The organism is Clostridium nitrophenolicum (assembly GCF_055391695.1).
On sequence record NZ_AP042469.1, the window covers coordinates 5,113,716 to 5,136,467 of the forward strand.

Below are 22,752 nucleotides of genomic sequence, written 5' to 3' on the forward strand. Positions count from 1 at the left end.
GTAAGAGTTTCTGTATTAATAATTATATACCAAAAAACATAATTTTTACAATTATTTTTTGATTCTAAAGAAAACCTATTAAAAATTTTTTCGCATCCATCAATTCATCATAGTTCAAATAATTATTACTGTAAACTTCAATTATTCCGGTGCCACTATATCCCTTTTCATTTAATTTATTAAGCAAATTTCTATAGTTAACATTTCCTTTCCCAGGTAATAGACATAAGTTCTCTTCATCTCTATCATTTATATGAAAGTTCATTATTCTATTATCCATTATATCAATATACTCTTCAGGTTCAACCTTTGCTTTATATGATTGTTTTATATCAAAAGTAAAATATAAAGGATATCGACATTCTTCTTTTATCATTTTTAAAAATTTAGCATCTCCAGACATACACCATGAAACATTTTCTTGGCAAAGCTTTACCCCTTCTTCCATAGCAGTGTATATTAATTTATTATATATTTCAACTATAAATTTATAGTCCACAAAGCTTAAATCCTGACGTCTCATACCATGAAAAGTATAACATTCTGCTCCCAATAATTTAGCTGCTTTACATATTTTTTTGAAATATATAAACATATCCTCTCTTCTTCTCTTATAGCTATCAAAAAGAAAAGGTTCAAAGGATGAAGAAAATCCATGAATAGAGTTGACTTTAAAATTATTTTTGTCTTTTTCCTCTAAAAGCAATTTTATAAAATCCTCATCATATTCACTTGGGCTATTTAAGAATAACTCTCCAATATTAAATCCTAACTTTTTCATTAAAGCTATGCTATTTTCTGTATTTACCTTTGGGTAAAAACTTGCTGACGATAAACCTATCTCCATCCGACCCTCCAAAAGTGCTCAAATAAATTTATGATAAAATTTCAATCGTTATTCCGTAATACTTCCATTTGATGTTAAGTATATAGTTTTCCCATCTACTATTACAGTAAGCCCTTTATCCGTAAGCTTATCTAATTTTACATCTTCCCCCTCTATTCCCTGAACCCATGTATGTGTTTTGTTTTTTATGTTTTCAATCCATATATATTTAGCTGTTTTTCCAATCCACGGAAGCTGACTTATGTATGCTATATTATCTTCATCAATAAATTTTGGCGCAGAACACCAAATATATTCCGGTTGCGCTGAAAGCTGGCTACTCTTTGTTATAACTGTTCCGCTAGTAGATACATACTGAGGATTAGTTATATCTTGTTTATTTCCGCTTATATCCATCAAAATAATGCTTTGAACTTTACTATCAAATAAAACTATATTCTTACCAGCGGGACTTATACTATATTGTATATTGCTTTCTGCTGGAGAAACATATTTAAATGTTTTGTCATTATTTTTAGTTTCATATATGGCGTTTACAGTAGTTCCATCACTTAATTGGATAGGATAACCTTCTACCTTTTCCTGTTTAGCTGGTGCTTTAGACTCCTGCTTATTTATATTTAAATTCTTTGTTTCATTTTTATTCGGAGTAGTATTATTCTTTGTATTATTTGCATTCGTTCCAAAATTTCTAAAGACATTTTTACTATATATCACAGCAAATATAATTAGGATAATTGCTACAAAGGCTGCAAAAACTATTCTTTTTTTTCTTCTTCGCATTTTTTTTTCATAATCCTTGCTAAATATGCTTGGCTTTCCCACCGCTGATTCCTCCTATATAGTATAAATATTTAGTATTTATACCTAAGTTAATATTAATTATTTATCAACTACATCTTGACAATAAAATTATTGTCGTTCTACGGCAATTCATATTTATTATAACTCAAAAGAATAAAAAATAGTATTATTTTTGTAAATTATACCCTTTGGGCCTGTTTAAGTAAAGTTAAAAATTTGAAAACCCCATGCAAAACATGAGGTTTAATTAATCTAACTCAAATATTCATCAACAGTATTATATTCTATGTTGCTATTATTTTTTTTAACTTGTATAGCTGTAAAAAATGCTTTAAAAGTATCTATGCATGTAAAAACAGGAACTTTATATTCTGCTGCCTTACGTCTTAACTTGAATCCAGTGCTATCAATATTATTTCCTTTTGTCGGTGTATTTATAACCATATTTATTTCACCTTTTGCTATTAAATTTAATGCATCTTTAATATCTACAACAACACAATCTATATTGTTTGCTATTAAGTAATTTCCTGTTTTCTCTGAAGCATAAATTTTAAAACCAAACTCTATATAATTTTTTACTATTTCAAGACCTTCTCTTTTATCCACATCTTTTAGTGATACATATACATTTCCTTCTGTAATTATTTCAACACCGGATGCGCTAAAACCTTTATATAAAGCTTTGCTTAGAGTTCTGTCTATTCCTAGTACTTCCCCCGTAGATTTCATTTCTGGTCCTAAATATATATCTGCATCAACAAGTTTTTCTCCAGAGAATACAGGTACTTTCACGGCAAAAAATTCTTTTTTTTCTAGTAGCCCAGTTCCATAATCAAGGTCAGCAAGTTTTTTGCCTAACATTGTTTCTATAGCTATTTTGACCATAGGAATTCCTGTTACTTTACTTAATATAGGTATTGTTCTTGATGCTCTTGGGTTTACCTCTATTACATAAATACTGCTGCCATCAAATACATATTGTATATTCAAGAGTCCTATTATTTTTAATCCTTTAGCAATTTCTTTAGTATACTGCACAAGCGTTTTAACCGTATCCTCGCATAAGCTTATATATGGATATACAGTTATGCTATCTCCTGAATGTACTCCTGTTCTTTCGATATGCTCCATTATGCCAGGTATCAATATATTTTCTCCATCAGAAATTGCATCCACTTCTATTTCTATTCCTTTTATATATCTATCTATAAGTATTGGGTGCTCGGAAGAAATCTGAACTGCTTCAGCCATATATTTTGTAAGTGCACTTTTATCATAAACAACTTCCATGGCACGCCCACCTATTACGTAAGAAGGTCTTACTACAACTGGATATCCTAAAGATTCAACTGCATGATAAGCTTCTTCTACACTCGTAACGGCAGTACCCATAGGTGACGGTATATTTAGATCTTCTAAAAAATTTCTGAATTTGTCTCTGTCTTCCGCTAGGTCTATAGATTCAAAAGAGGTCCCCAAAATATTTACTCCTCTTTCATTAAGTTTCTTTGCGATATTTATTGATGTTTGACCACCGAGCTGCACTATGACACCTTCTGGTTTTTCTCTCTCAACAATATTCATCACATCATCTATATGCAAAGGCTCAAAGTAAAGTTTATCTGCAGTATCAAAATCTGTGCTAACTGTCTCTGGATTATTATTTATCATAATAGCTTGATACCCAGCCTCTTTTATTCCCCATACACCATGCACACAACTGTAATCAAACTCTATACCTTGCCCTATTCTTATTGGTCCTGAGCCTATTACTAATACCTTCTTCTCCTCTGATATTATATTCTCATCTTCATCTTCGTAACAAGAATAATAATATGGAGTTCTAGCATCAAATTCACCGCTGCAGGTATCAACCATTTTGTATACTGGATAAATGTTATTTTCTTTTCTAATTTTTTCAAGCTGCTCCTTTGTCATTCCAGTAAATTCGCATATTTCTTCATCAATAAGTCCCGTAGCCTCTGCTTCATATAAGATTTTTTCATCTAACTTATCATTCTTAAGTTTTTTCTCTATAGTAACAATATTATTTATACCATTTAAGAACCACTTGTCTATCTTAGTTATGTCATGCATTTTGTCTACTGTTAGCCCTTTTCTCAAACCTTCTGCTATAGCGAAAATTCTTTGATCATCTTGCATTTTTATTTTTTCTATAATTTCATCTTTGCTTAGTTGTGACATTTTATTAATTCTAAGTCCTGTAAATCTTCCATCTAATGAAGTAACAGCTTTTAAAAGTGATCCCTCAAAAGTTCTACTTATAGCCATAACTTCTCCTGTTGCTTTCATTTGTGTCCCTAAAGTTCGCTCTGCCTTACTAAATTTATCGAAAGGCCACTTAGGTATTTTAGTTACTACGTAGTCTAAGGTAGGCTCAAAACAAGCACTGGAACTTCCTGTAACATAATTTTTAAGTTCATCTAAACTATATCCGATTGCTATCTTTGCAGCTATTTTAGCAATTGGATATCCTGTAGCCTTGGATGCTAAAGCGCTAGAGCGGCTAACTCTCGGGTTAACCTCTATTACTACATAATTGCTGCTATTTGGATCTAATGCGAATTGTATATTGCATCCACCTTCTATTTTTAAGCTTCTTATTATATCTATAGCAGCTTTTCTTAACATATGATACTCTTTGTCTCTGAGTGTTTGAGATGGTGCTACTACTATACTATCTCCTGTGTGTATTCCAACAGGATCGATATTTTCCATATTACATATTATTATGCAATTATCTTTTCCGTCTCTTATAACTTCATACTCAAGTTCCTTCCATCCAGCCACACTCTGCTCTAAAAGTATCTGGCCTATTGGGCTCATTTTTATTCCTATATGGCATATCTCTAAGAGTTTTCTCATATTATCTGCTATTCCACCACCAGTTCCACCTAAGGTGTACGCTGGTCTAATTATAACTGGAAATCCGTATTTATTTACGAATTCTACGCATTGTTCCATATTGGTAGCTATTATACTCATAGGTATAGGCTGATTTGTATCTATCATTAATTTTTTGAATTCTTCTCTATCTTCTGCTTTTTTTATAGCCTCGCTATTTATTCCTAGAAGCCTTACGTTATACTTATCTAATATACCCTTTGATTTTAGTTTCATAGCAAGATTAAGGGCTGTCTGTCCTCCGAATCCTGCAAGTATTCCATCTGGTTTTTCTTTTTCTATAATTTTTGTTACACATTCAATATTTAAGGGTTCAATATAAACCTTATCTGCTATATGGCTATCAGTCATTATAGTTGCCGGATTACTATTTATAAGGATGGTTTCTATTCCTTCTTCCTTTATTGCTTTACATGCCTGGGTACCAGAATAATCAAATTCAGCAGCCTGGCCTATTATTATTGGACCTGAGCCTAGTATCATAACTTTTTTTAAGTTTTTATCTAAAGCCATTACATATCCTCCAATTCTCGAAATTATATTAGGCATCTGACACAAAATAGACTAGCAGATTGACTAGTTATTTTTTTGAAGATGCCTTACCCTCTCATTGAGCTTATAAACTTATCAAATAAATATGCTGAATCTTGAGGTCCTGGTGCTCCTTCTGGATGAAACTGCACTGAAAATACTGGCAGTTCTTTATGTCTCATTCCTTCTATGGTGTTATCATTTAGATTTGTATGAGTTATTATAACTTTGTCTTTTATACTATCTCCATCTACTGAATATCCATGATTTTGAGAAGTTATATATGCTCTATCTCTTTCTATATCGTATACTCCGTGGTTTCCTCCTCTATGACCATATTTCATCTTATAAGTATCTCCATCTAGAGCCAACGCAAGTATTTGATGTCCCAGACATATTCCGAAGGTAGGATATTTATAAATTGTTTTTTTAACTGTATCTATAGCCTTAGTAACAGTCTTTGGATCTCCGGGACCATTACTCAAAAGAATCCCATCTGGATTAAGCTTATCTATTTCTTCGCAAGATATGTTATAAGGTAGGATAGTTATATCACAATTTCTATGCTTTAGATTTTCTATGATATTAGATTTTACACCAAAATCAATAACTGCAACTTTATTACCATTTCCCTCTATGTGAATCGGCTTTTTCGTACTTACTTCTTCCATATAATTTTCGTTTAAACTTGTATTACATAAAAGCTCCTCTACTTGACCTTTGCTTAACTCTTCATTAGATATAAGACATTTCATAGCTCCTAAACTTCTCACTTTTTTTGTTATGCTTCTTGTATCCAACCCGTACACACCAACTACATCCATCTTTTTCAACATATAATCTACAGTGTCCTCACTTAAATAATTTGATGGTGCATCAGATATTGATTTTACGATAAATCCTTTAGCATGTATTTTCTTCGATTCACCTTCCAGACTATTCACTCCATAATTTCCTATTAAAGGATAGGTCATGGTTATTATTTGTCCTGCATACGATGGATCTGTCAATATCTCCTGATATCCAGTTATCGATGTGTTAAAAACTAATTCTCCTGCTGCTGTTCCAACTTTTCCAAATCCTTTTCCCTTGTATACAGTGCCATCTTCGAGATATAAAAATCCATTCATAATTATCCACCTCTATAATAATTTTAAAATAATCATATATATTGTTATTCTTTGACCAGTTAACTAACATTTCATATCATAAATGAGTGCAATTTTATAAAAGCCAGATTTTATGCATTAATTATACACTTAACCGAAGGTTATTTTCGCTTAAATCCTACTACAATCCCTTTTATAAAAAAACACATTCGCTAATTTTTATGCATTATTTTTAATATTTATACAAAGAATATCATAATTATTTTATATTGTCAACATATCTCATAGACCTAATTAAATGCATAAAAAAATAGCCTTCTATCTTAAATAGAAGGCTAAATGAGCCCCCAAGGTATATTACCTGAGGTCAAAATAAATATATATTAATGGAAAATACTTAGCTTTATTTATTTTTAAAAGGGTGCCCTAAGCCTTGCGTCTCAGGGCAAAAAATATATATTAAGGAAAATACTTAGCTTATTTATTTTTTAAAAAGGTGCCCCAAGCCTTGTGTCTCAGGGCGAAAATATATATTAAGGAAAATACTTAGCTTATTTTATGTTTCTGCTTCCTGGTTTTACATAAAGCTTGCCTTGCTTACACATTGGACAGCTTTCTTTGTCATATACATTTATATCTAATTTTATTGCGCTGTATACAGGATATGGTATCACTGCATTATCACCATGTCTGTCTACTATACAACTAATCCCTACTACCTTTCCTCCTAAGCTCTCTATTACTCTAGCTACCTCTAAGGAAGATTTACCTGTAGTTATAACATCTTCAGATATTATAACTTTATCACCTTCATTTATCTTGAAGCCTCTTCTTATGGTCATTTCGCCGTCTTCTCTTTCCGCAAATATTCCTGGTTTTCCTGTTTGTCTTGCCAACTCATAGGAAACTACTACTCCCCCCATAGCTGGTCCAACTATTATATCAAAATCAACATTTTTCAATTTATCTGCTACTACCTTTAATACTTTTGCTGCCTTATCAGGATACTGTAAAAGCTTAGCACACTGGCAATATCTATCACTGTGTTTTCCTGATGATAGTAAAAAATGACCTTCTAACAATGCTCCTACTTCTCTTAGTGTATCTATAATCATATTATCTCTATTTTCCATTCTCTTACCTCCAACTTTTAACACTACTTACATACTCCTCTTATCTCTTCTAAATTATTTATTCCTTCATTTTTCATGTATTCATCAATTCCATCTATTATTTCTAAGCATATGTCTGGTTTTATAAAGTTTGCTGTTCCAACTTGAACTGCATGAGCTCCTGCCATTATAAACTCTACTGCATCTTTCCATGAACATATACCACCCATTCCAACTACCGGTACATTTACAGCCTTGCATACTTCATATACCATTCTAAGTGCTATTGGTTTTATAGCAGGACCTGATAATCCAGCGGTTACATTATTAAATACTGGTTTCTTTTGCCTTATATCTATAGCCATGCCTTTAAAAGTATTTACAAGGGATAGCGCATCTGCTCCAGCATTGCAGCATTTATACGCCATATCCACAATGTCCTCAGCATTAGGTGAAAGCTTTACCATAAGGGGCTTTTTACAAGCTTTTCTTACTTCCTTTACCACCTCATATGCTACCTCTGACTTTATTCCAAAAGCCATTCCACCATGCTTCACATTAGGGCATGATATATTAAGTTCAATCATTTCCACATCTGTAGAATTCAATTTTTCTACCCCTAGTAAATAATCTTCAATACTGCCCCCACCTAAGTTAGCAATTATAGCAGTATTTAAATTTTTCATTTTAGGTAACTCATATTTCATAAAGTTATCCACTCCAGGGTTCTGAAGCCCAACACTATTTAATAGTCCAGCTCTTGTTTCATATACTCTTATGCCGTCATTTCCTTCTTTAGGTTTTAACGTAAGCCCTTTAGTAGATATGCCTCCGAGTTTTGATACATCAAAAATTTCTTTATACTCTTCACCAAAGCCAAAGGTACCGGATGCTGCAATTACTGGATTTTTAAATTTTATTCCGCATATATCAACATTTAACATGTTATTCTCACCTTCCAACCTAAATTACTATGTCATCTCCTAAGAATACTGGTCCATCTTTACAAGTCCTTTTATTGCCATGTTTAGTTTTACATGTGCAAACAAGACATGCTCCTATTCCACAGGCCATATGTTTTTCCATCGATACATATACAGGTACATTTTTCTCTCTGCACATCAATACTACTCTCTCCATCATTAGCTCTGGTCCACAACATAGAATTACATCATACAAGTCTGGTTGAAAAATTTCGGTTACATATCCCTTGTGTCCTAATTCGCCACTCTCAGTAGCTATGTTTATATCATTAACATATTTCTTAAAATCATCTATTCCATAGATATCGCTTCTAAATCCACAATAAAGATCAGTTTTACAATCACTTAGTCCTTTTGCCACATAAAACATCGGCGCTATTCCTATTCCACCTGTAACTATTGCAACTTTTCCCTTTATGTTATCTAAGTCAAATCCATTTCCCAAAGGTCCAACTAGCTCTACCTTATCGCCTGCTCCTAATTCACTTAAAGCTTCCGTACCTTGTCCAATTACCTGATACAAAAACACTATTCTCTCATTATCTATGTGATGTATACTTATTGGTCTAGATAGAAGTGGTTCTTTTTGCCATCCTCTAATCATATAAAATTGACCAGGCTTTCCACTAAAACTTCCTTTAATAACTAGCTTAAATATACCACTGCTCACTTGTATATTTTCAAAAATTACCTTTGTTAGGTATTCCATATTCTTTTTCTTCATTAGTTATTCCCCATCCCCTTAACTGCATTACTTATATCTTCTTTCATGCGTATAACCTCTTCTCTTGCATACATATCGTATTTCAATTCTCCATTTGCATGCTTTTTATATGCTAAGAGAATCCCTCTTGAAGAATTAACTACTCCACCGTTTCCATTATTTAAATATAATGCAACATCTTGTGCTGTTCCTCCTTGAGCACCATAACCTGGTATAAGGAAAAACATTTTATCTAGTTTATTTCTAAGTTCAATTCCTTCTTCCACGTGAGTACATCCAACTACTCCACCTATTGAACTATATCCACAACTTCCCATGTAGTTATTGCCTAATTGCTGTATTTTGCTTCCTACTATGTCATAGACCTTTTTATTGCCTTCTGCATTAATATATTGTATATCCTCTGCACCTTTATTTGATGTTCTTATTAGAACGAATAGCCCTTTTTCGCTATTTTTTACATAAGTTAGGTATGGCTCTATACTATCTAATCCCATGTAAGGACTCAAAGTTACAAAATCACTTTCAAAATCTCCTTCAAAATGTGCTTTAGCATACATCTCTGCTGTTTTAGCAATATCTCCTCTTTTTATATCTGCAATTGCTATAGCTTTGTTATCTCTAATATACCTAAGAGTTTTCTTATAGGCATTAAGCCCTGAAATTCCTAGTGCTTCATAATATGCTATTTGTACTTTATAACAAGATGCTACATCTAATGTTGCATCTATTAATGCCTTGTTGTATTCAAATACTATATCTTCAACAAATATATGTTTCCCTGCAACTGATTTCGGTATATATTCCAGAGCCGTATCTAATCCAACACATACATGACCCTTCTTCTTAACGGCTTCATACAAGCTATCAATAATCATAATTAGTACAACTCCCATCCTCAATTTAATGATGTATTTCAATTTTTACTAAAAGTTATTTTTCCACCTTTTATTGTTTTGATTATGTCCCCGCAAACATTAATTCCGCCAAATGGTGTGTTTTTACCTTTTGATATAAAAGTCTCAGGAGAGATACTGTATTCTGTATCTAAATTAGCTATAACTAAGTCTCCATCGTAGCCTATCTTTATTTGACCTTTTTTTACACCTATAATATTAGCGGGGTTTCGTGACATTATTTCAGAAAGTTTATTTAAGGTTATGTGTCCTTCTTTCACTAATTTTGTATAACATACTGCAAAAGCTGTTTCTATACCTGATATTCCTGGTGCACCATTTTTCTTATCTTCAACGCTATGTGGCGCATGGTCTGTACTTATGGTATCCACCCATCCATCCTTTATTGCTTTTATCAGGAAATCTACATCTTCCTTCCCTCTTATAGGTGGATTTACTTTATAGCCATTGTCTATTAGCGCTACATGATGTGGCGCTACTTCACAGGTGATGTTATATCCTTTTTTCTTTGCTTCTATAATATATTCCATAGAATTTTTTGTACTTACATGAGCCATATGGACACTACACCCCGTAAACTGCGCTAGTGTTATATTTCTCCAAGTCATAGTATCTTCAGCTAATCTTGTATCAATATTTGTAAGTGAATGTTCTTCACAGTGACACATAACTATTCTTTTCATTTCATTAGCCTTTAGCATAGCTTTGAGCATAACCTTGCTATCTATAACATCTTTCCCATCTTCTGATATTATTTTTACACAGGGTTTTAATTTATCTAAATGGCTTATATCCTTTCCATCAAAGTTATTCGTAATAGAAACTACTTGATGAACATCTATAATTCCTAATTCATTTGCCTTATTTAATACATAATCTACTGTATCCATACTACTGCAAACTGGATTTGTGTTTGCCATAAGGTTAACCATTGTATATCCACCTTTAGCTGCTGCTCGGCTTCCACTCTCTAGATCTTCCTTATAAGTTAGCCCTGGATCTCTAAAATGTACATGCAGATCTATAAATGAAGGAAGAACAGTTAGTCCTCTAGCATCTATAACCTTACAATTTTTATTTAAGTCTTCTCCAATTTCACAGATCACTCCATTTTTTATATAAATGTCACCTGTAAAGTTCTGTGACCAATCTACTATCATTGCTCCTTTAATTAATAATTCCATAAAATAGTGCCCCCTCGTTTCAGTGTATTTTTTACGCTTGTATTTACCAGCTACATATCTGAAACCTTATGTATATCGTCACAGTATTTGCATTTATATTCTCCTCTATCCTCATTAACAAGATAGAAAACATTTGATATACTATTTTCTACTGACGTTATACATCTTGGGTTTTTGCACTTTATCACATTTTCAATTCTATCTGGAAGTCTTAAATTAATTTTTCTCTTTATAGTTTCACCGTCTATGATATTTATAGTAATGTTAGGATCTATGAATCCTAACACTGTTAAATCCATATCTAAATTATTCTCTATTTTTATAATATCTTTTTTACCTAGTTGTTTGCTTTCCGCGTTCATAATGAGTGCAACTGAGTAATCTGCACTATTTAACCCTAAATAATTAAATATTTTTATACCGCATCCAGCCTTTATATGATCAATTACTATACCATTTTTTATACTATTTACAGTTAACATCTCTCTCCTCCTTCTAGAGCTATTTTGCTCCCAATAACTTTGCAATTAGAGCCATCCTTACGTACATACCATATCGAGCTTGTTTAAAGTAACACGCTCTTGGATCATCGTCTACCTCAATGGATATCTCGTTAACTCTAGGAAGTGGATGAAGAATAATCATTTTTTCTGATGCATTTTTCATTTTTTCTATATCTAATATATAACTGTCTTTAAGTCTTATATAATCCTCTTCATTAAAAAACCTTTCTCTCTGTACTCTCGTCATGTACAGTATATCAAGGTCACCTATAACATCATCTAACTTTTCAACCTCTGTATATTCTATATCATTCTTACTCAATTCCCCTTTTACATAATCAGGAATTCTCAATTCATCTGGCGATATTAGATAAAATTTGTTATTGTCAAACCTTGATAGAGTTTTTATTAATGAGTGTACAGTCCTTCCGAACTTTAAATCTCCACAACATCCTATCTTCAAATTCGATAGTTCACCTTTTATAGATTTAATAGTAAGAAGATCTGTAAGAGTTTGTGTTGGGTGTTGATGCCCACCATCACCTGCATTTATTATCGGTACATCTGAATACATAGACGCCACTTTTGGAGCTCCTTCTTTAGGGTGTCTCATAACTATAATATCAGCATAGCATCCAACTGTTCGAGTGGTATCTGCTATACTTTCTCCCTTTGAAACTGAGCTAGAATTTGGCTCTGAAAAGCCTATGATTTTTCCTCCAAGCCTAAGCATGGCTGCTTCAAAACTAAACCTAGTTCTTGTACTTGGCTCATAAAATAATGTGGCTAGTATCTTGTCCTCACACAGGTGTGAAAACTCTTTAGGATTTGTCATAATTTGATGTGCTAAATCGAAAATTTCTTCTAATTCTTTTAGTGTAAGATCTGAAGTGTCAATTAAATGTCTTGCTCTTAACATACTACACTTTCCTCCTTCTTAGCCTCTCTGTGCTAAATTTAAAGGTATAAAAAAATGCCTTCCTAATGGAAGGCATTTACATACAATAATAACTATTATTATATAGTAGGTTTTACTATACTAATACTTATTTAATATATACTAATACTTGTTTGCCTTCCCAGCCTCACAGGACCGGACTTAAAGGTAACACATGTTGTGTTATTTACTTTTACTTAGAACATCATAACACAAATATTATTTTAAGTCAATATATTACTTAATTCCCTTAGCCATCAATGCTGCTCCGATAGATCCTGCATATCTTCCTAGCTTATCCGTCTTAATAGTTGAACCTAACTTTTCTGAAAGTTTCTCAACTATGTATGGATTCGCACTTAAACCTCCAGTAAGAAAATAATTAAAACTATCTGAGTGCTTTTGGCATAAGGATTTCACTTTTCCTGTAATTGAATCAACTACACCACAAGCTATATCTTCTCTTTTCTTTCCGCTTCCAATTAAACTTATTACCTCAGACTCTGCAAATACAGTACACATAGAACTTATAGTGGTTTCCTTACCTTCTTGAGCTCTTTTGCACATTTCAACAATATCAAAGCCTAGGGTGTTTGCCATAAGCTCTAAAAATCGCCCTGTACCTGCTGCACATTTATCATTCATTGTAAAATTAGTTACATTTCCATTTTGTACAGTAATAACTTTTGTATCCTGTCCACCTATATCAATAACTGTACAGTCTTTACCAAATAGGTAATAAGCCCCTTTGCCATGACAAGTTATCTCAGTAACTGTCTTATCCGCGTAAGGAACGGATACTCTGCCATATCCTGTAGCAACTATTTGGGAATTATTTTTATTTATTCCCAATTCACTTAATCTTTTCTTTATATTTTCAGCGGTTTCTACACTACTCCATCCTGTTGGCAGAACAAAAGTTGATTTTATAATCTCATCCTCTAAAATACAAACTTTTGAAGCAGTTGATCCTATATCTACTCCTATATAAAACATAAGCTATCCACCTTTACAGTTATAAAAAACTATTATCTCTTTTTATCTTCCGTATAAAATCCTAAAACATTTATGCTGTTATATTCTATTAAACGCTTTATCTTCTCTTCATCTTTTCTACTATACATTATAGAAATTCCACAAGACACAGAAGTTTTGCTTGGCGTTGGTACTATAGTATACTTTATTTTTTCTTTTTTTAGCAAAGTTTCCGTTTTGATGCCTTCTGTTAGAGAAGGGAAAAGTATATAACATTTAACTTTCTTCTTTCCCATTTCATCACCTAAATTTCAAGCTTTGCTAATAATATATGCATAACATACAAATTATTGTACCTATAAATAAGGATTGGTTATTTTTTTATTTATGTAATGAAAACCTAATATTTTAACATTATTACAATCTATTAATTCTCTTATTTTCTCTTCATCTTTTTTATTATACATAATAGCTATACCACAAGATGCTGACAGCTCTCTAGGTGTAGGTACTATTGTATGTTTTATATTATCTTTCTTTAATGCGGACTCCAACTTAACACCTTCAGTATGTGAAGGGAAAAGTATATAATGTCTTATATTTCCCATACTATCACCTAATTCATACGATAATTAACTTCTATATGAAACTCCTCTTCCTATCGTCAGAGGAGTACTCACTGAGTAAGCGACCATATCAAAATCAAAGATTTTGTATGTCTGCTTAACCGATTCACACAAAATCAGCACTCTGTGTAAGCGACTATCTCCAAATCATAGATTTGGGATATCTGCTTAAGATTTTGGTTCTCTGCTTAAATCATTTCTAAGAATGCTTCAACCCTTGTTTTTATCTGTCCTGAATCTTCTGTAGAATAATCTGTTTCAATATGCATAATTGGTATATTCTTTTCCTTTAATGCTTTTTCAACTGATCCATGTTCTACAGCATAGGTATGACAGAATGATAAGTTGAAATCAATCACTCCATCTATATTATATTCTTTTGAGTATCTGGTTATTTCATCAATTCTTCCTGTATTTGGTGTAAAACATGCACAGTTTATCTTTAAATATCTATCTGCTAGATTTTTAATTAGATCATCCAATGTTTCTCCTTCTTCAGATACTTCATTTTCAAAGTATCTTGTTCCTGTACAAGTTTCTTCAACAATTACTTCTGCATTTAAGCTTTCAATTATTGAATGAAGTTTCCAGTTAGGTACTGCCATTGGAGTTCCTGTTATCATTAATCTTTTCTTTTCATTGTCTTTTAAGCTCTTAACTCTTTCATCTAATTCATCACAAAGTTCGTTTAATTTTTCAACAAATCTATGTGGATCATCATAAAATGCTATTTGTGATATTAATAAAGCATCTAAGCCACTTATTGGGGATGGCTTATGCTTCCTTAAATCATATAATCTTTTTAATGCTTTTCTTTTAGCATTTGCAATTTTTATTCCTTCTCTAAGGCTTTCTACAGTAACCTTATTCCCAGTAAGTTCTTCTATTTTAAAAATAGTATCTTTTATTTCCTCTTCCCATTTGCTGTAATCTTTAGCTCTCTTCATTTGAGGTAGATCCATTACATGTACTGGCACATGTTCATTTAATATTTCCCATGCCTTTTTCTTACCATCACAAGTTGTTTCTCCGATTACCATGTCACAAGACTGGAAGTATGGGCATGTTCCACCAATCTTTGCTCCCATAAATGCCTTTATAAGAGGACACATATTTCTTGGAAGCACCTTTTCTCCATCTTCTACCCAGAACTGTGACCCAGCGCAAAGTCCAATACCTACAGCTTTTGCTGCTAATATTACTTCATCTGGAACAAATACACAAAATGTACCTACAACTTTTCCACCTTTTTTTCTATGTTCATCAATTTCTTGTATTCTAAGTCCATGCACCTCGGCAATAACAAAATTAAAATAATTCATGCCTTCTGGTCTATTTTCTTGATTTAAATAAGTTGCACCATATAATTCTGGTAGAACAGCACATAGTTTATCATGCTTTTCTAAATCCATTCCTAGCTCTGTCCATAGCTTTCTATAATCTCCCATAATTGTATCCCTCCATCGTTTATTTTACAGTAACATTGTAGCACAACAGATATTGTAAACGTTATTTTAATATGTTATAATTCGACAGCTATTTATAAATTTTACAAATAAGATTCTGTAATAAAAAACAGATTACTCCATTTTACATGGAATAACCTGTTTTACGGGAAACTTTTTTATGACATATATAATCAATAAAGGAAGTTCTATTCTTAATACTAATTATTTATGAAGCTCTATGCTATATCCGTTCTCTTTTAGATCTTTTATTATTTGCTCGCCATGTTCAGCTGATTGTACTGTTACTTCGAAGGATACGTCAGCAAAATCAAGTCCTTTCTCATTCCAGTTGTTATTTTGTCTTGCTGTAACAACGTTTCCTCCCATTTTTCCTATTTCAGATATTAATGCACCTAATGTTCCTGCTTTATCTTGAAGTTCTACAGTAAATCTTAATCTTCTGTTTAGTAGAACTAATTCTCTTTCTATTATCTTAGAAACAGTAGCTATATCTACGTTACCACCACTGATTAATGCTACAACGTTCTTTCCTTCTATTCCTGATACTTTTCCTGCTAATAATGATCCAATTGCAGATGCTCCAGCACCTTCAGCAACTAGTTTATTTCTTTCCATAAGTGAGAACATACCATAAGCTATATCATCTTCACTAACAGTTACTACTTCATCAACATATTTTTTAATATATTCAAAGCATACATCTCCAGGTGTGCTAACTGATATACCGTCTGCTAAAGATTTAGCTCCTGGTAATGTAACAACTTTTCCCTTTTCTAATGAAGCTTTTGTTGATGCTACTATTTCAGGCTGTACTCCTATTACTCTTATTGAAGGCTTTATAGCTTTAGCTGCTGTTGCAATACCAGCTATTAATCCACCTCCACCAATTGGAACTACTATTACATCAGTATTTGGTAGTTCTTCTAATATTTCAACTCCTATTGTTCCTTGTCCAGCCATTACATCTATATCATTAAATGGGTGTAGGAATGTTGCTCCTGTTTCTTTTTGCACTTCTACAGCTTTTGCATAACATTCATCATATACTTGACCTGCTTGAATTACCTCTGCTCCGTAGCCTTTAGTTGCTTGAACTTTTGCTTGTGGTGCAGTTACTGGCATTGCTATTGTAGCCTTAACTCCAAAAGCTGTAGCAGCATAAGCAACTCCTTGTGCATGGTTTCCTGCTGATGAAGCTATAACTCCTCTGCTCTTTTCCTCTTCTGTTAGATTAGCTACTTTATTGTAAGCTCCTCTTAATTTAAAAGCACCTGTTTTTTGTTTATTTTCACACTTTAAATATAAATTACAACCACATTGTTTTGAAAAAGTACTTGTGTAAAATAATGGAGTTTTTCTTACAACGTCCTTAATAGTTTCCTGAGCTTTTTTAATTCTTTCTAAATTTAATTCCATAATTTATTCCCCCTAATAATGGTATAATTTTTATATATTCATCTAGAAAAACTAGATAAGTAATTGCAGCTTTTAAAAATTGTGAATTTTTTATTGCAAAATTGTTTTGTTAATAATTCATTAATCTACATTTTTCACAAATTGATTTTTTTTACATTTTGTCTTTTTTAGAAACGTTTACGGATGTACACTGTACGCGAATAAGAAATTAATTATGTAAAAATTAATCTTTACTTGAAAATCATGTAAAATATAATCAATTTTTTATGTAGTTATATTTAGTTTTTTTTAACTTTCGATTACATTTTATCATATTTGTATCGTTTGCACAATCAAAATTTACATAATTTCAGCTTTTTTTCAAGAAAATTTATATGAATATTGCAATATTAATTTCATGTAATGAACTTAATATTGCAAAAATAAAAGTCATGAAAAGTAACATTTCATGACCTATGTTTAATGTTATTCAAAAGAATCAGTTAAATAGGTATATTTGTTTAATATCATATCCCATATTTTTAAATTTTGAATACAAAAACTCTACTTTTCTCATTTTTATTTTAATTATATTCATATTAACAGAAAAATCCCCTATGCTATCTGGATTTATTTCTTTTAAATATAATATTTTCTTATATTCATCTGTATTGCTATAAATTATAGATGCTTCACCGGTTATTTGCATACCCCCGAGTTTCATCATGCTTTGATAGTTATCATAAATTGATATTGATACTTTATTATTTAGTAATATATTTGCAAACTTTTCTCCACCTTCAGTTATAATGTATATATATCCATCCTTATAACTATATTCTATAGGCGTTCCCCTTACACCTATACTAGATGCTGTACACAAAGTACACGTGTTATGTGCATTTAAAAATTCTTCTATTCCTTTTAATAACTGAGTTCCAGGCACTCTTTTTATAAATTCATCTCTTATATTTTTTACGTCTATTCCAAATTCTATTACTTTATTTATGTCGTACATATTTATATCTATAAATGGCATGGTAACTTTGTTGCAAAATAACTCTATAGCTCTATAATCTTCTGGATTTAATTTATCTAATTGAATTATTCCTCCTAAAGCTCGAAAATACACTACACTATCCCCTAGTATTCCTAATATCTTATTTATATATTCATATTCTTTTTTTGTTGAAATACAAGTACAAAAAACTGCGATTCTTTTATCTTTTATCCATTCTATATTGTCTTCTAAAAACTTTAAGGTTTTTAATTGAATTTTTTCGTTGTAAACAGGGGAACCTATCACAAAAAACTCGAAATCTTTATCACTTTTCTTAAAGTCCTCTATTCTACAATATTTTGATGGCCCTAATATTAATGACAAATTCTTAGCTATAACTTCTGTAGTCCCATACCTACTTTCGTAAAGTATAATTGTTCTTTGCATTTCATCCCCTCCATAAAAAACCAATTATATACTAGTTTCTGATAATACTATATTTAAGATTATATAGTTAATTTATTTATATTATGCCGCTATAAAAATAAGAACTTATTAAGTATTTACCCTAATAAGTTCTTATTTTTGATAATATAAAGTTAGATTTTATCAATATTAACTTCAGTAGTAATTATTTCAGATAAAAATAAAGCAGTCTTTAGACTGCTCTAAAGACTGCCTCTATGATATAAGATTTAAAACTTACGTAATGCCTATATAACTAGCTTTTAATGGTGCGCCCAGCAGGAGTTGAACCTGCGGCCTCTGGATTCGAAGTCCATCACTCTATCCATCTGAGCTATGGGCGCTCACAGGATACTAGTGTCTCTTACTTCAATTCATATAATAAGTATTGGAGCGGGTGAAGGGAATCGAACCCTCGTAACTAGCTTGGAAGGCTAGCACTCTACCATTGAGTTACACCCGCATATTGGAGCGGAAGACGGGATTCGAACCCGCGACGTTCACCTTGGCAAGGTGACGCTCTACCACTGAGCCACTCCCGCGAATAATTGGTGCAGGTGAAGGGAGTCGAACCCCCACGCCGTTGGCGCTAGATCCTAAGTCTAGTGCGTCTGCCAATTCCGCCACACCTGCAAATTATTTAAATGTAGTTAAGTAAGCAACTGTTACAAAACCCTTGATTTTGCATGCCTACTTATTGGTGGCTTACCGGGGAATCGAACCCCGGACACCATGATTAAAAGTCATGTGCTCTACCGACTGAGCTAGTAAACCAAATTTATATGGGGTGAACGATGGGATTCGAACCCACGACAACCAGAACCACAATCTGGCGCTCTACCAACTGAACTACGTCCACCATATATGGTGCGCCATCAGGGATTCGAACCCTGGGCACCCTGATTAAGAGTCAGGTGCTCTACCAACTGAGCTAATGGCACTTTACTTGGTGCGTCTTAAGGGATTCGAACCCCTGGCACACGGCTTAGAAGGCCGTTGCTCTATCCAACTGAGCTAAAGACGCATATTTTGGAGCGGGTGAAGGGAATCGAACCCTCGTAACTAGCTTGGAAGGCTAGCACTCTACCATTGAGTTACACCCGCAAAATAATTTAGTTTAGTGGTCGGGGTGACAGGGATTGAACCTGCGACCTCATGGTCCCAAACCACGCGCGCTCCCATCTGCGCCACACCCCGATATACATGGTGCGCCATCAGGGATTCGAACCCTGGGCACCCTGATTAAGAGTCAGGTGCTCTACCAACTGAGCTAATGGCACTTTACTTGGTGCGTCTTAAGGGATTCGAACCCCTGGCACACGGCTTAGAAGGCCGTTGCTCTATCCAACTGAGCTAAAGACGCATATTTGGAGCGGGTGAAGGGAATCGAACCCTCGTAACTAGCTTGGAAGGCTAGCACTCTACCATTGAGTTACACCCGCATATTGGAGCGGAAGACGGGATTCGAACCCGCGACGTTCACCTTGGCAAGGTGACGCTCTACCACTGAGCCACTCCCGCGAATAATTGGTGCAGGTGAAGGGAGTCGAACCCCCACGCCGTTGGCGCTAGATCCTAAGTCTAGTGCGTCTGCCAATTCCGCCACACCTGCAAATTATTTATTTTTGGTGGCTTACCGGGGAATCGAACCCCGGACACCATGATTAAAAGTCATGTGCTCTACCGACTGAGCTAGTAAACCAAAATGGCTGGGATAGCAGGATTCGAACCTACGAATACCAGAGTCAAAGTCTGGTGCCTTACCGCTTGGCGATATCCCAATATATGGGGTGAACGATGGGATTCGAACCCACGACAACCAGAACCACAATCTGGCGCTCTACCAACTGAACTACGTCCACCATAATGGTGCGTCTTAAGGGATTCGAACCCCTGGCACACGGCTTAGAAGGCCGTTGCTCTATCCAACTGAGCTAAAGACGCATATTTTGGAGCGGGTGAAGGGAATCGAACCCTCGTAACTAGCTTGGAAGGCTAGCACTCTACCATTGAGTTACACCCGCAAAATAATTTAGTTTAGTGGTCGGGGTGACAGGGATTGAACCTGCGACCTCATGGTCCCAAACCACGCGCGCTCCCATCTGCGCCACACCCCGAGATATAAAATATCAAAATCTCTGATTTTGTTATGTTTTAATCCTCATCAGCTTTGCTGAGGAGTTTCATTTTATAATTTAATTAATGGTCGGGGTGACAGGGATTGAACCTGCGACCTCATGGTCCCAAACCACGCGCGCTCCCATCTGCGCCACACCCCGTTGTTCAGGGATTCCCTGAACTGTTTCTTCAGGAGAATCATCAACTCCCGACGACATAGATTATTCTACACGATATATTTAATTCCGTCAATACTTATTTGAAACTTTTTTTATATTTTTTGAATATGCCTTATACACCTTTAATGCTTGGATTGATTTTCCCATCTTCTATTTTTATAGTGGCTATGCTATTAAATCCATCTCTTGATACAGCCGGGCTTCCTGGGTTTACAAACCATATTCCATTTTCGTAAGCAATCTTTGAAACATGAGTATGTCCAAATAAAGCTATATCAACGCCTAACTCTAATGCCCTATATTTTAGCCTAGATAGATCATACTTAACATCATATTTATGTCCATGAGTCATGAATACCTTCTTCCCTGTAATCATTTCAATCCTTTCACTTGGAGTATCTACAGCAAAATCACAATTTCCCTTTACGTTAATAATTGGACCTTTATAATATTTAGATATTTCTTTAATGTCTTGAACATTATCACCTAAATGAATAAGTATATCGGGATTTTCTAGTTTATTTATAGCATTCTCTATGACCCATGAGTACCTGTGTGTATCACTTATTACTCCTATTATCAATATTACTCCTCCTCCATAAGTTTTTTTATTTCTCCTTCTATTTTTTTCAGAGCTTTTGCTCTGTGACTTATGGAATTCTTAAGTTCGGAGTCCATCTCTGCAAATGTCATTTTATATTTAGGTATATAAAACAATGGGTCATATCCAAATCCATTGCTTCCTCTTTCTTCATCTATTATTCTTCCTTCTATTTCTCCTTGAACTTTTACTACTTTATCATTACTTATTATTAATGCTATTGCACATATAAACTTAGCTTTTCTTTCTTCATCTTTTTTATCTTTCAATAGATCTAAAAGCTTTTCATTATTCTTTTTATCATTTCCATGTTCTCCTGCAAACCTAGCAGAATAAATACCAGGTGCACCGTTTAAACAATCAACTGCGAGACCAGAGTCATCTGCCAGTACCATAGATCCCTCTACAATTTTATATATTTCACTAGCTTTTTTATAAGAATTTTCAATAAATGTATTTCCATCTTCTTCAACATCTATATCTATTCCCGCTTCTTTTAGTGATACTACTTCTATTTGGTATTTCTCTAATATTTGTTTAATCTCTTTTATTTTTTTTGCATTATTGCTCGCTACTATTAACCTTCTCATTTTCTATCACCTGTTCCAACCCATAATGAGTCCATTTTCAAACTATCTTTTTGCACTTGAATCATATGTTTTGCGCCTTTTTCTGCTAATGCTATAAGCTCATTTAGATCTGCTCTACTAAAAGGACTTTGCTCTCCAGTTCCCTGTATCTCTACAAATTCACCAGAATCAGTCATAACCACATTCATATCAACCTTTGCTTTTGAATCCTCTTCATAACATAAATCCAGCATCTTTACATTATCTACAATTCCAACACTTACAGCACTAACAAAATCTCTTATAGGATATATTGAAAATGGAGACTGTTTATGAAGCTTATTAACAGCATCTACTAATGCTACAAAAGCTCCAGATATAGATGCAGTTCTTGTTCCTCCATCCGCTTGAATAACATCACAATCTACCCATATTGTCTTTTCACCTATAGCTTTTAAGTCAACTATAGATCTTAGTGCTCTTCCTATTAATCTTTGTATCTCCATAGTTCTTCCATCAATCTTACCTCTAGTTATATCCCTGACTTTTCTAACTTGAGTAGCCCTTGGTATCATATTATATTCACAAGTAATCCATCCCTCACCTTTTCCTTTTAAAAATGGAGGAACCTTATCCTCTATTGATGCTGTACAAATTACCTTTGTGTCACCTGTTTCTATTAAAACTGCACCTTCTGCATATTTTGTATAATTTCTTGTTATTTTTATATGTCTAGTTTGATCATTTTTTCTACCATCAACTCTCATTTTTTACCT

20 protein-coding genes and 22 tRNA genes are annotated in these 22,752 nt (G+C 33.4%); all 42 read right to left on the minus strand.

All coding sequences use genetic code 11. The features are described from left to right. Positions 1–64: 64 nt before the first annotated feature. Positions 65–847 carry a sugar phosphate isomerase/epimerase family protein gene (locus ACZ5N4_RS24210; RefSeq protein ID WP_464205097.1) on the minus strand — a complete coding sequence of 261 codons (783 nt, stop codon included), beginning with the start codon at positions 845–847 and terminating at the stop codon, positions 65–67. A gap of 48 nt (positions 848–895) precedes the next feature. After that, on the minus strand, positions 896–1,672 hold the full coding sequence (locus ACZ5N4_RS24215) for a hypothetical protein (RefSeq protein WP_464205099.1): 777 nt from the start codon (positions 1,670–1,672) through the stop codon (positions 896–898). Positions 1,673–1,903: 231 nt separating this feature from the next. Then, positions 1,904–5,092, minus strand: coding sequence for a carbamoyl-phosphate synthase (glutamine-hydrolyzing) large subunit (carB, locus tag ACZ5N4_RS24220; protein ID WP_464205101.1), 3,189 nt, complete (start codon positions 5,090–5,092; stop codon positions 1,904–1,906). An 86-nt stretch (positions 5,093–5,178) separates the two neighbouring features. Further along, the gene (gene carA / locus ACZ5N4_RS24225; RefSeq protein WP_464205103.1) at positions 5,179–6,240 is read right to left on the minus strand and encodes a glutamine-hydrolyzing carbamoyl-phosphate synthase small subunit; all 1,062 of its coding nucleotides are present in this window, start codon (positions 6,238–6,240) and stop codon (positions 5,179–5,181) included. Positions 6,241–6,770: 530 nt separating this feature from the next. Then, positions 6,771–7,352, minus strand: coding sequence for an orotate phosphoribosyltransferase (gene pyrE / locus ACZ5N4_RS24230; RefSeq protein ID WP_464205104.1), 582 nt, complete (start codon positions 7,350–7,352; stop codon positions 6,771–6,773). A 23-nt stretch (positions 7,353–7,375) separates the two neighbouring features. Beyond that, positions 7,376–8,275, minus strand: coding sequence for a dihydroorotate dehydrogenase (locus ACZ5N4_RS24235; RefSeq protein ID WP_464205106.1), 900 nt, complete (start codon positions 8,273–8,275; stop codon positions 7,376–7,378). Between the two features lie 19 nt (positions 8,276–8,294). Then, complete coding sequence (locus ACZ5N4_RS24240) at positions 8,295–9,038, minus strand: dihydroorotate dehydrogenase electron transfer subunit (RefSeq protein ID WP_464205108.1); 744 nt, start codon at positions 9,036–9,038, stop codon at positions 8,295–8,297. Beyond that, positions 9,038–9,916 carry an orotidine-5'-phosphate decarboxylase gene (gene pyrF, locus ACZ5N4_RS24245; RefSeq protein ID WP_464205110.1) on the minus strand — a complete coding sequence of 293 codons (879 nt, stop codon included), beginning with the start codon at positions 9,914–9,916 and terminating at the stop codon, positions 9,038–9,040. The genes ACZ5N4_RS24240 and pyrF overlap by 1 nt, the downstream gene beginning before the upstream one ends. Before the next feature lie 38 nt (positions 9,917–9,954). Beyond that, positions 9,955–11,139, minus strand: a complete 1,185-nt coding sequence (locus ACZ5N4_RS24250; protein WP_464205111.1) for a dihydroorotase — start codon at positions 11,137–11,139, stop codon at positions 9,955–9,957. 50 nt (positions 11,140–11,189) lie between these two features. Next, a complete protein-coding gene (locus tag ACZ5N4_RS24255) occupies positions 11,190–11,621 on the minus strand; it encodes an aspartate carbamoyltransferase regulatory subunit (RefSeq protein WP_464205113.1) in 432 nt (143 codons plus the stop codon). Positions 11,622–11,640: 19 nt separating this feature from the next. Then, positions 11,641–12,561 (minus strand): aspartate carbamoyltransferase, encoded by a 921-nt coding sequence (gene pyrB / locus ACZ5N4_RS24260; protein ID WP_464205114.1) that lies wholly within the window; start codon positions 12,559–12,561, stop codon positions 11,641–11,643. Positions 12,562–12,816: 255 nt separating this feature from the next. Then, positions 12,817–13,575 carry an acyl-CoA dehydratase activase gene (locus ACZ5N4_RS24265; protein WP_464205116.1) on the minus strand — a complete coding sequence of 253 codons (759 nt, stop codon included), beginning with the start codon at positions 13,573–13,575 and terminating at the stop codon, positions 12,817–12,819. A gap of 32 nt (positions 13,576–13,607) precedes the next feature. Further along, positions 13,608–13,850: a putative Se/S carrier protein gene (locus tag ACZ5N4_RS24270; protein WP_178909366.1), complete on the minus strand. Its 243-nt coding sequence runs from the start codon at positions 13,848–13,850 to the stop codon at positions 13,608–13,610. A 60-nt stretch (positions 13,851–13,910) separates the two neighbouring features. Then, complete coding sequence (locus ACZ5N4_RS24275; RefSeq protein WP_464205118.1) at positions 13,911–14,162, minus strand: putative Se/S carrier protein; 252 nt, start codon at positions 14,160–14,162, stop codon at positions 13,911–13,913. 206 nt (positions 14,163–14,368) lie between these two features. After that, entirely contained in the window at positions 14,369–15,628 is a 1,260-nt protein-coding gene (locus ACZ5N4_RS24280) for a double-cubane-cluster-containing anaerobic reductase (protein WP_464205120.1), read from the minus strand. Between the two features lie 222 nt (positions 15,629–15,850). Beyond that, positions 15,851–17,065, minus strand: coding sequence for a threonine ammonia-lyase (ilvA, locus tag ACZ5N4_RS24285; RefSeq protein WP_464205122.1), 1,215 nt, complete (start codon positions 17,063–17,065; stop codon positions 15,851–15,853). Between the two features lie 478 nt (positions 17,066–17,543). Then, positions 17,544–18,491 carry a flavodoxin domain-containing protein gene (locus ACZ5N4_RS24290; RefSeq protein ID WP_464205124.1) on the minus strand — a complete coding sequence of 316 codons (948 nt, stop codon included), beginning with the start codon at positions 18,489–18,491 and terminating at the stop codon, positions 17,544–17,546. A gap of 285 nt (positions 18,492–18,776) precedes the next feature. Next, a tRNA-Arg gene (locus ACZ5N4_RS24295) sits at positions 18,777–18,853 on the minus strand. Positions 18,854–18,898: 45 nt separating this feature from the next. After that, positions 18,899–18,972, minus strand: a tRNA-Gly gene (locus tag ACZ5N4_RS24300). 4 nt (positions 18,973–18,976) lie between these two features. Continuing rightward, positions 18,977–19,051 (minus strand) — tRNA-Gly (locus ACZ5N4_RS24305). A gap of 7 nt (positions 19,052–19,058) precedes the next feature. Continuing rightward, a tRNA-Leu gene (locus tag ACZ5N4_RS24310) sits at positions 19,059–19,142 on the minus strand. A 65-nt stretch (positions 19,143–19,207) separates the two neighbouring features. Beyond that, positions 19,208–19,283, minus strand: a tRNA-Lys gene (locus ACZ5N4_RS24315). Positions 19,284–19,292: 9 nt separating this feature from the next. Continuing rightward, positions 19,293–19,368: transfer RNA gene (locus ACZ5N4_RS24320), tRNA-His, on the minus strand. 6 nt (positions 19,369–19,374) lie between these two features. Next, a tRNA-Lys gene (locus ACZ5N4_RS24325) sits at positions 19,375–19,450 on the minus strand. Positions 19,451–19,456: 6 nt separating this feature from the next. Next, positions 19,457–19,533 (minus strand) — tRNA-Arg (locus tag ACZ5N4_RS24330). A gap of 6 nt (positions 19,534–19,539) precedes the next feature. Next, a tRNA-Gly gene (locus ACZ5N4_RS24335) sits at positions 19,540–19,613 on the minus strand. 17 nt (positions 19,614–19,630) lie between these two features. After that, positions 19,631–19,706: transfer RNA gene (locus tag ACZ5N4_RS24340), tRNA-Pro, on the minus strand. Positions 19,707–19,713: 7 nt separating this feature from the next. Beyond that, positions 19,714–19,789, minus strand: a tRNA-Lys gene (locus ACZ5N4_RS24345). A 6-nt stretch (positions 19,790–19,795) separates the two neighbouring features. Then, a tRNA-Arg gene (locus ACZ5N4_RS24350) sits at positions 19,796–19,872 on the minus strand. Positions 19,873–19,877: 5 nt separating this feature from the next. Beyond that, positions 19,878–19,951: transfer RNA gene (locus tag ACZ5N4_RS24355), tRNA-Gly, on the minus strand. Positions 19,952–19,955: 4 nt separating this feature from the next. Continuing rightward, positions 19,956–20,030: transfer RNA gene (locus ACZ5N4_RS24360), tRNA-Gly, on the minus strand. 7 nt (positions 20,031–20,037) lie between these two features. Beyond that, positions 20,038–20,121, minus strand: a tRNA-Leu gene (locus tag ACZ5N4_RS24365). A gap of 14 nt (positions 20,122–20,135) precedes the next feature. Further along, positions 20,136–20,211, minus strand: a tRNA-Lys gene (locus ACZ5N4_RS24370). 4 nt (positions 20,212–20,215) lie between these two features. Continuing rightward, positions 20,216–20,290: transfer RNA gene (locus ACZ5N4_RS24375), tRNA-Gln, on the minus strand. 5 nt (positions 20,291–20,295) lie between these two features. After that, positions 20,296–20,371: transfer RNA gene (locus ACZ5N4_RS24380), tRNA-His, on the minus strand. A gap of 5 nt (positions 20,372–20,376) precedes the next feature. Continuing rightward, a tRNA-Arg gene (locus ACZ5N4_RS24385) sits at positions 20,377–20,453 on the minus strand. 6 nt (positions 20,454–20,459) lie between these two features. Next, positions 20,460–20,533 (minus strand) — tRNA-Gly (locus ACZ5N4_RS24390). Positions 20,534–20,550: 17 nt separating this feature from the next. Next, positions 20,551–20,626 (minus strand) — tRNA-Pro (locus tag ACZ5N4_RS24395). Positions 20,627–20,712: 86 nt separating this feature from the next. Continuing rightward, positions 20,713–20,788, minus strand: a tRNA-Pro gene (locus ACZ5N4_RS24400). Between the two features lie 130 nt (positions 20,789–20,918). Beyond that, positions 20,919–21,389, minus strand: a complete 471-nt coding sequence (locus tag ACZ5N4_RS24405; protein WP_464205126.1) for a metallophosphoesterase — start codon at positions 21,387–21,389, stop codon at positions 20,919–20,921. Positions 21,390–21,391: 2 nt separating this feature from the next. Further along, positions 21,392–21,997, minus strand: coding sequence for an XTP/dITP diphosphatase (locus ACZ5N4_RS24410; RefSeq protein ID WP_464205128.1), 606 nt, complete (start codon positions 21,995–21,997; stop codon positions 21,392–21,394). Further along, on the minus strand, positions 21,994–22,743 hold the full coding sequence (gene rph, locus ACZ5N4_RS24415; RefSeq protein ID WP_464205129.1) for a ribonuclease PH: 750 nt from the start codon (positions 22,741–22,743) through the stop codon (positions 21,994–21,996). Before rph ends, ACZ5N4_RS24410 begins: the two co-directional genes overlap by 4 nt. Between the last annotated feature and the right edge of the window lie 9 nt (positions 22,744–22,752).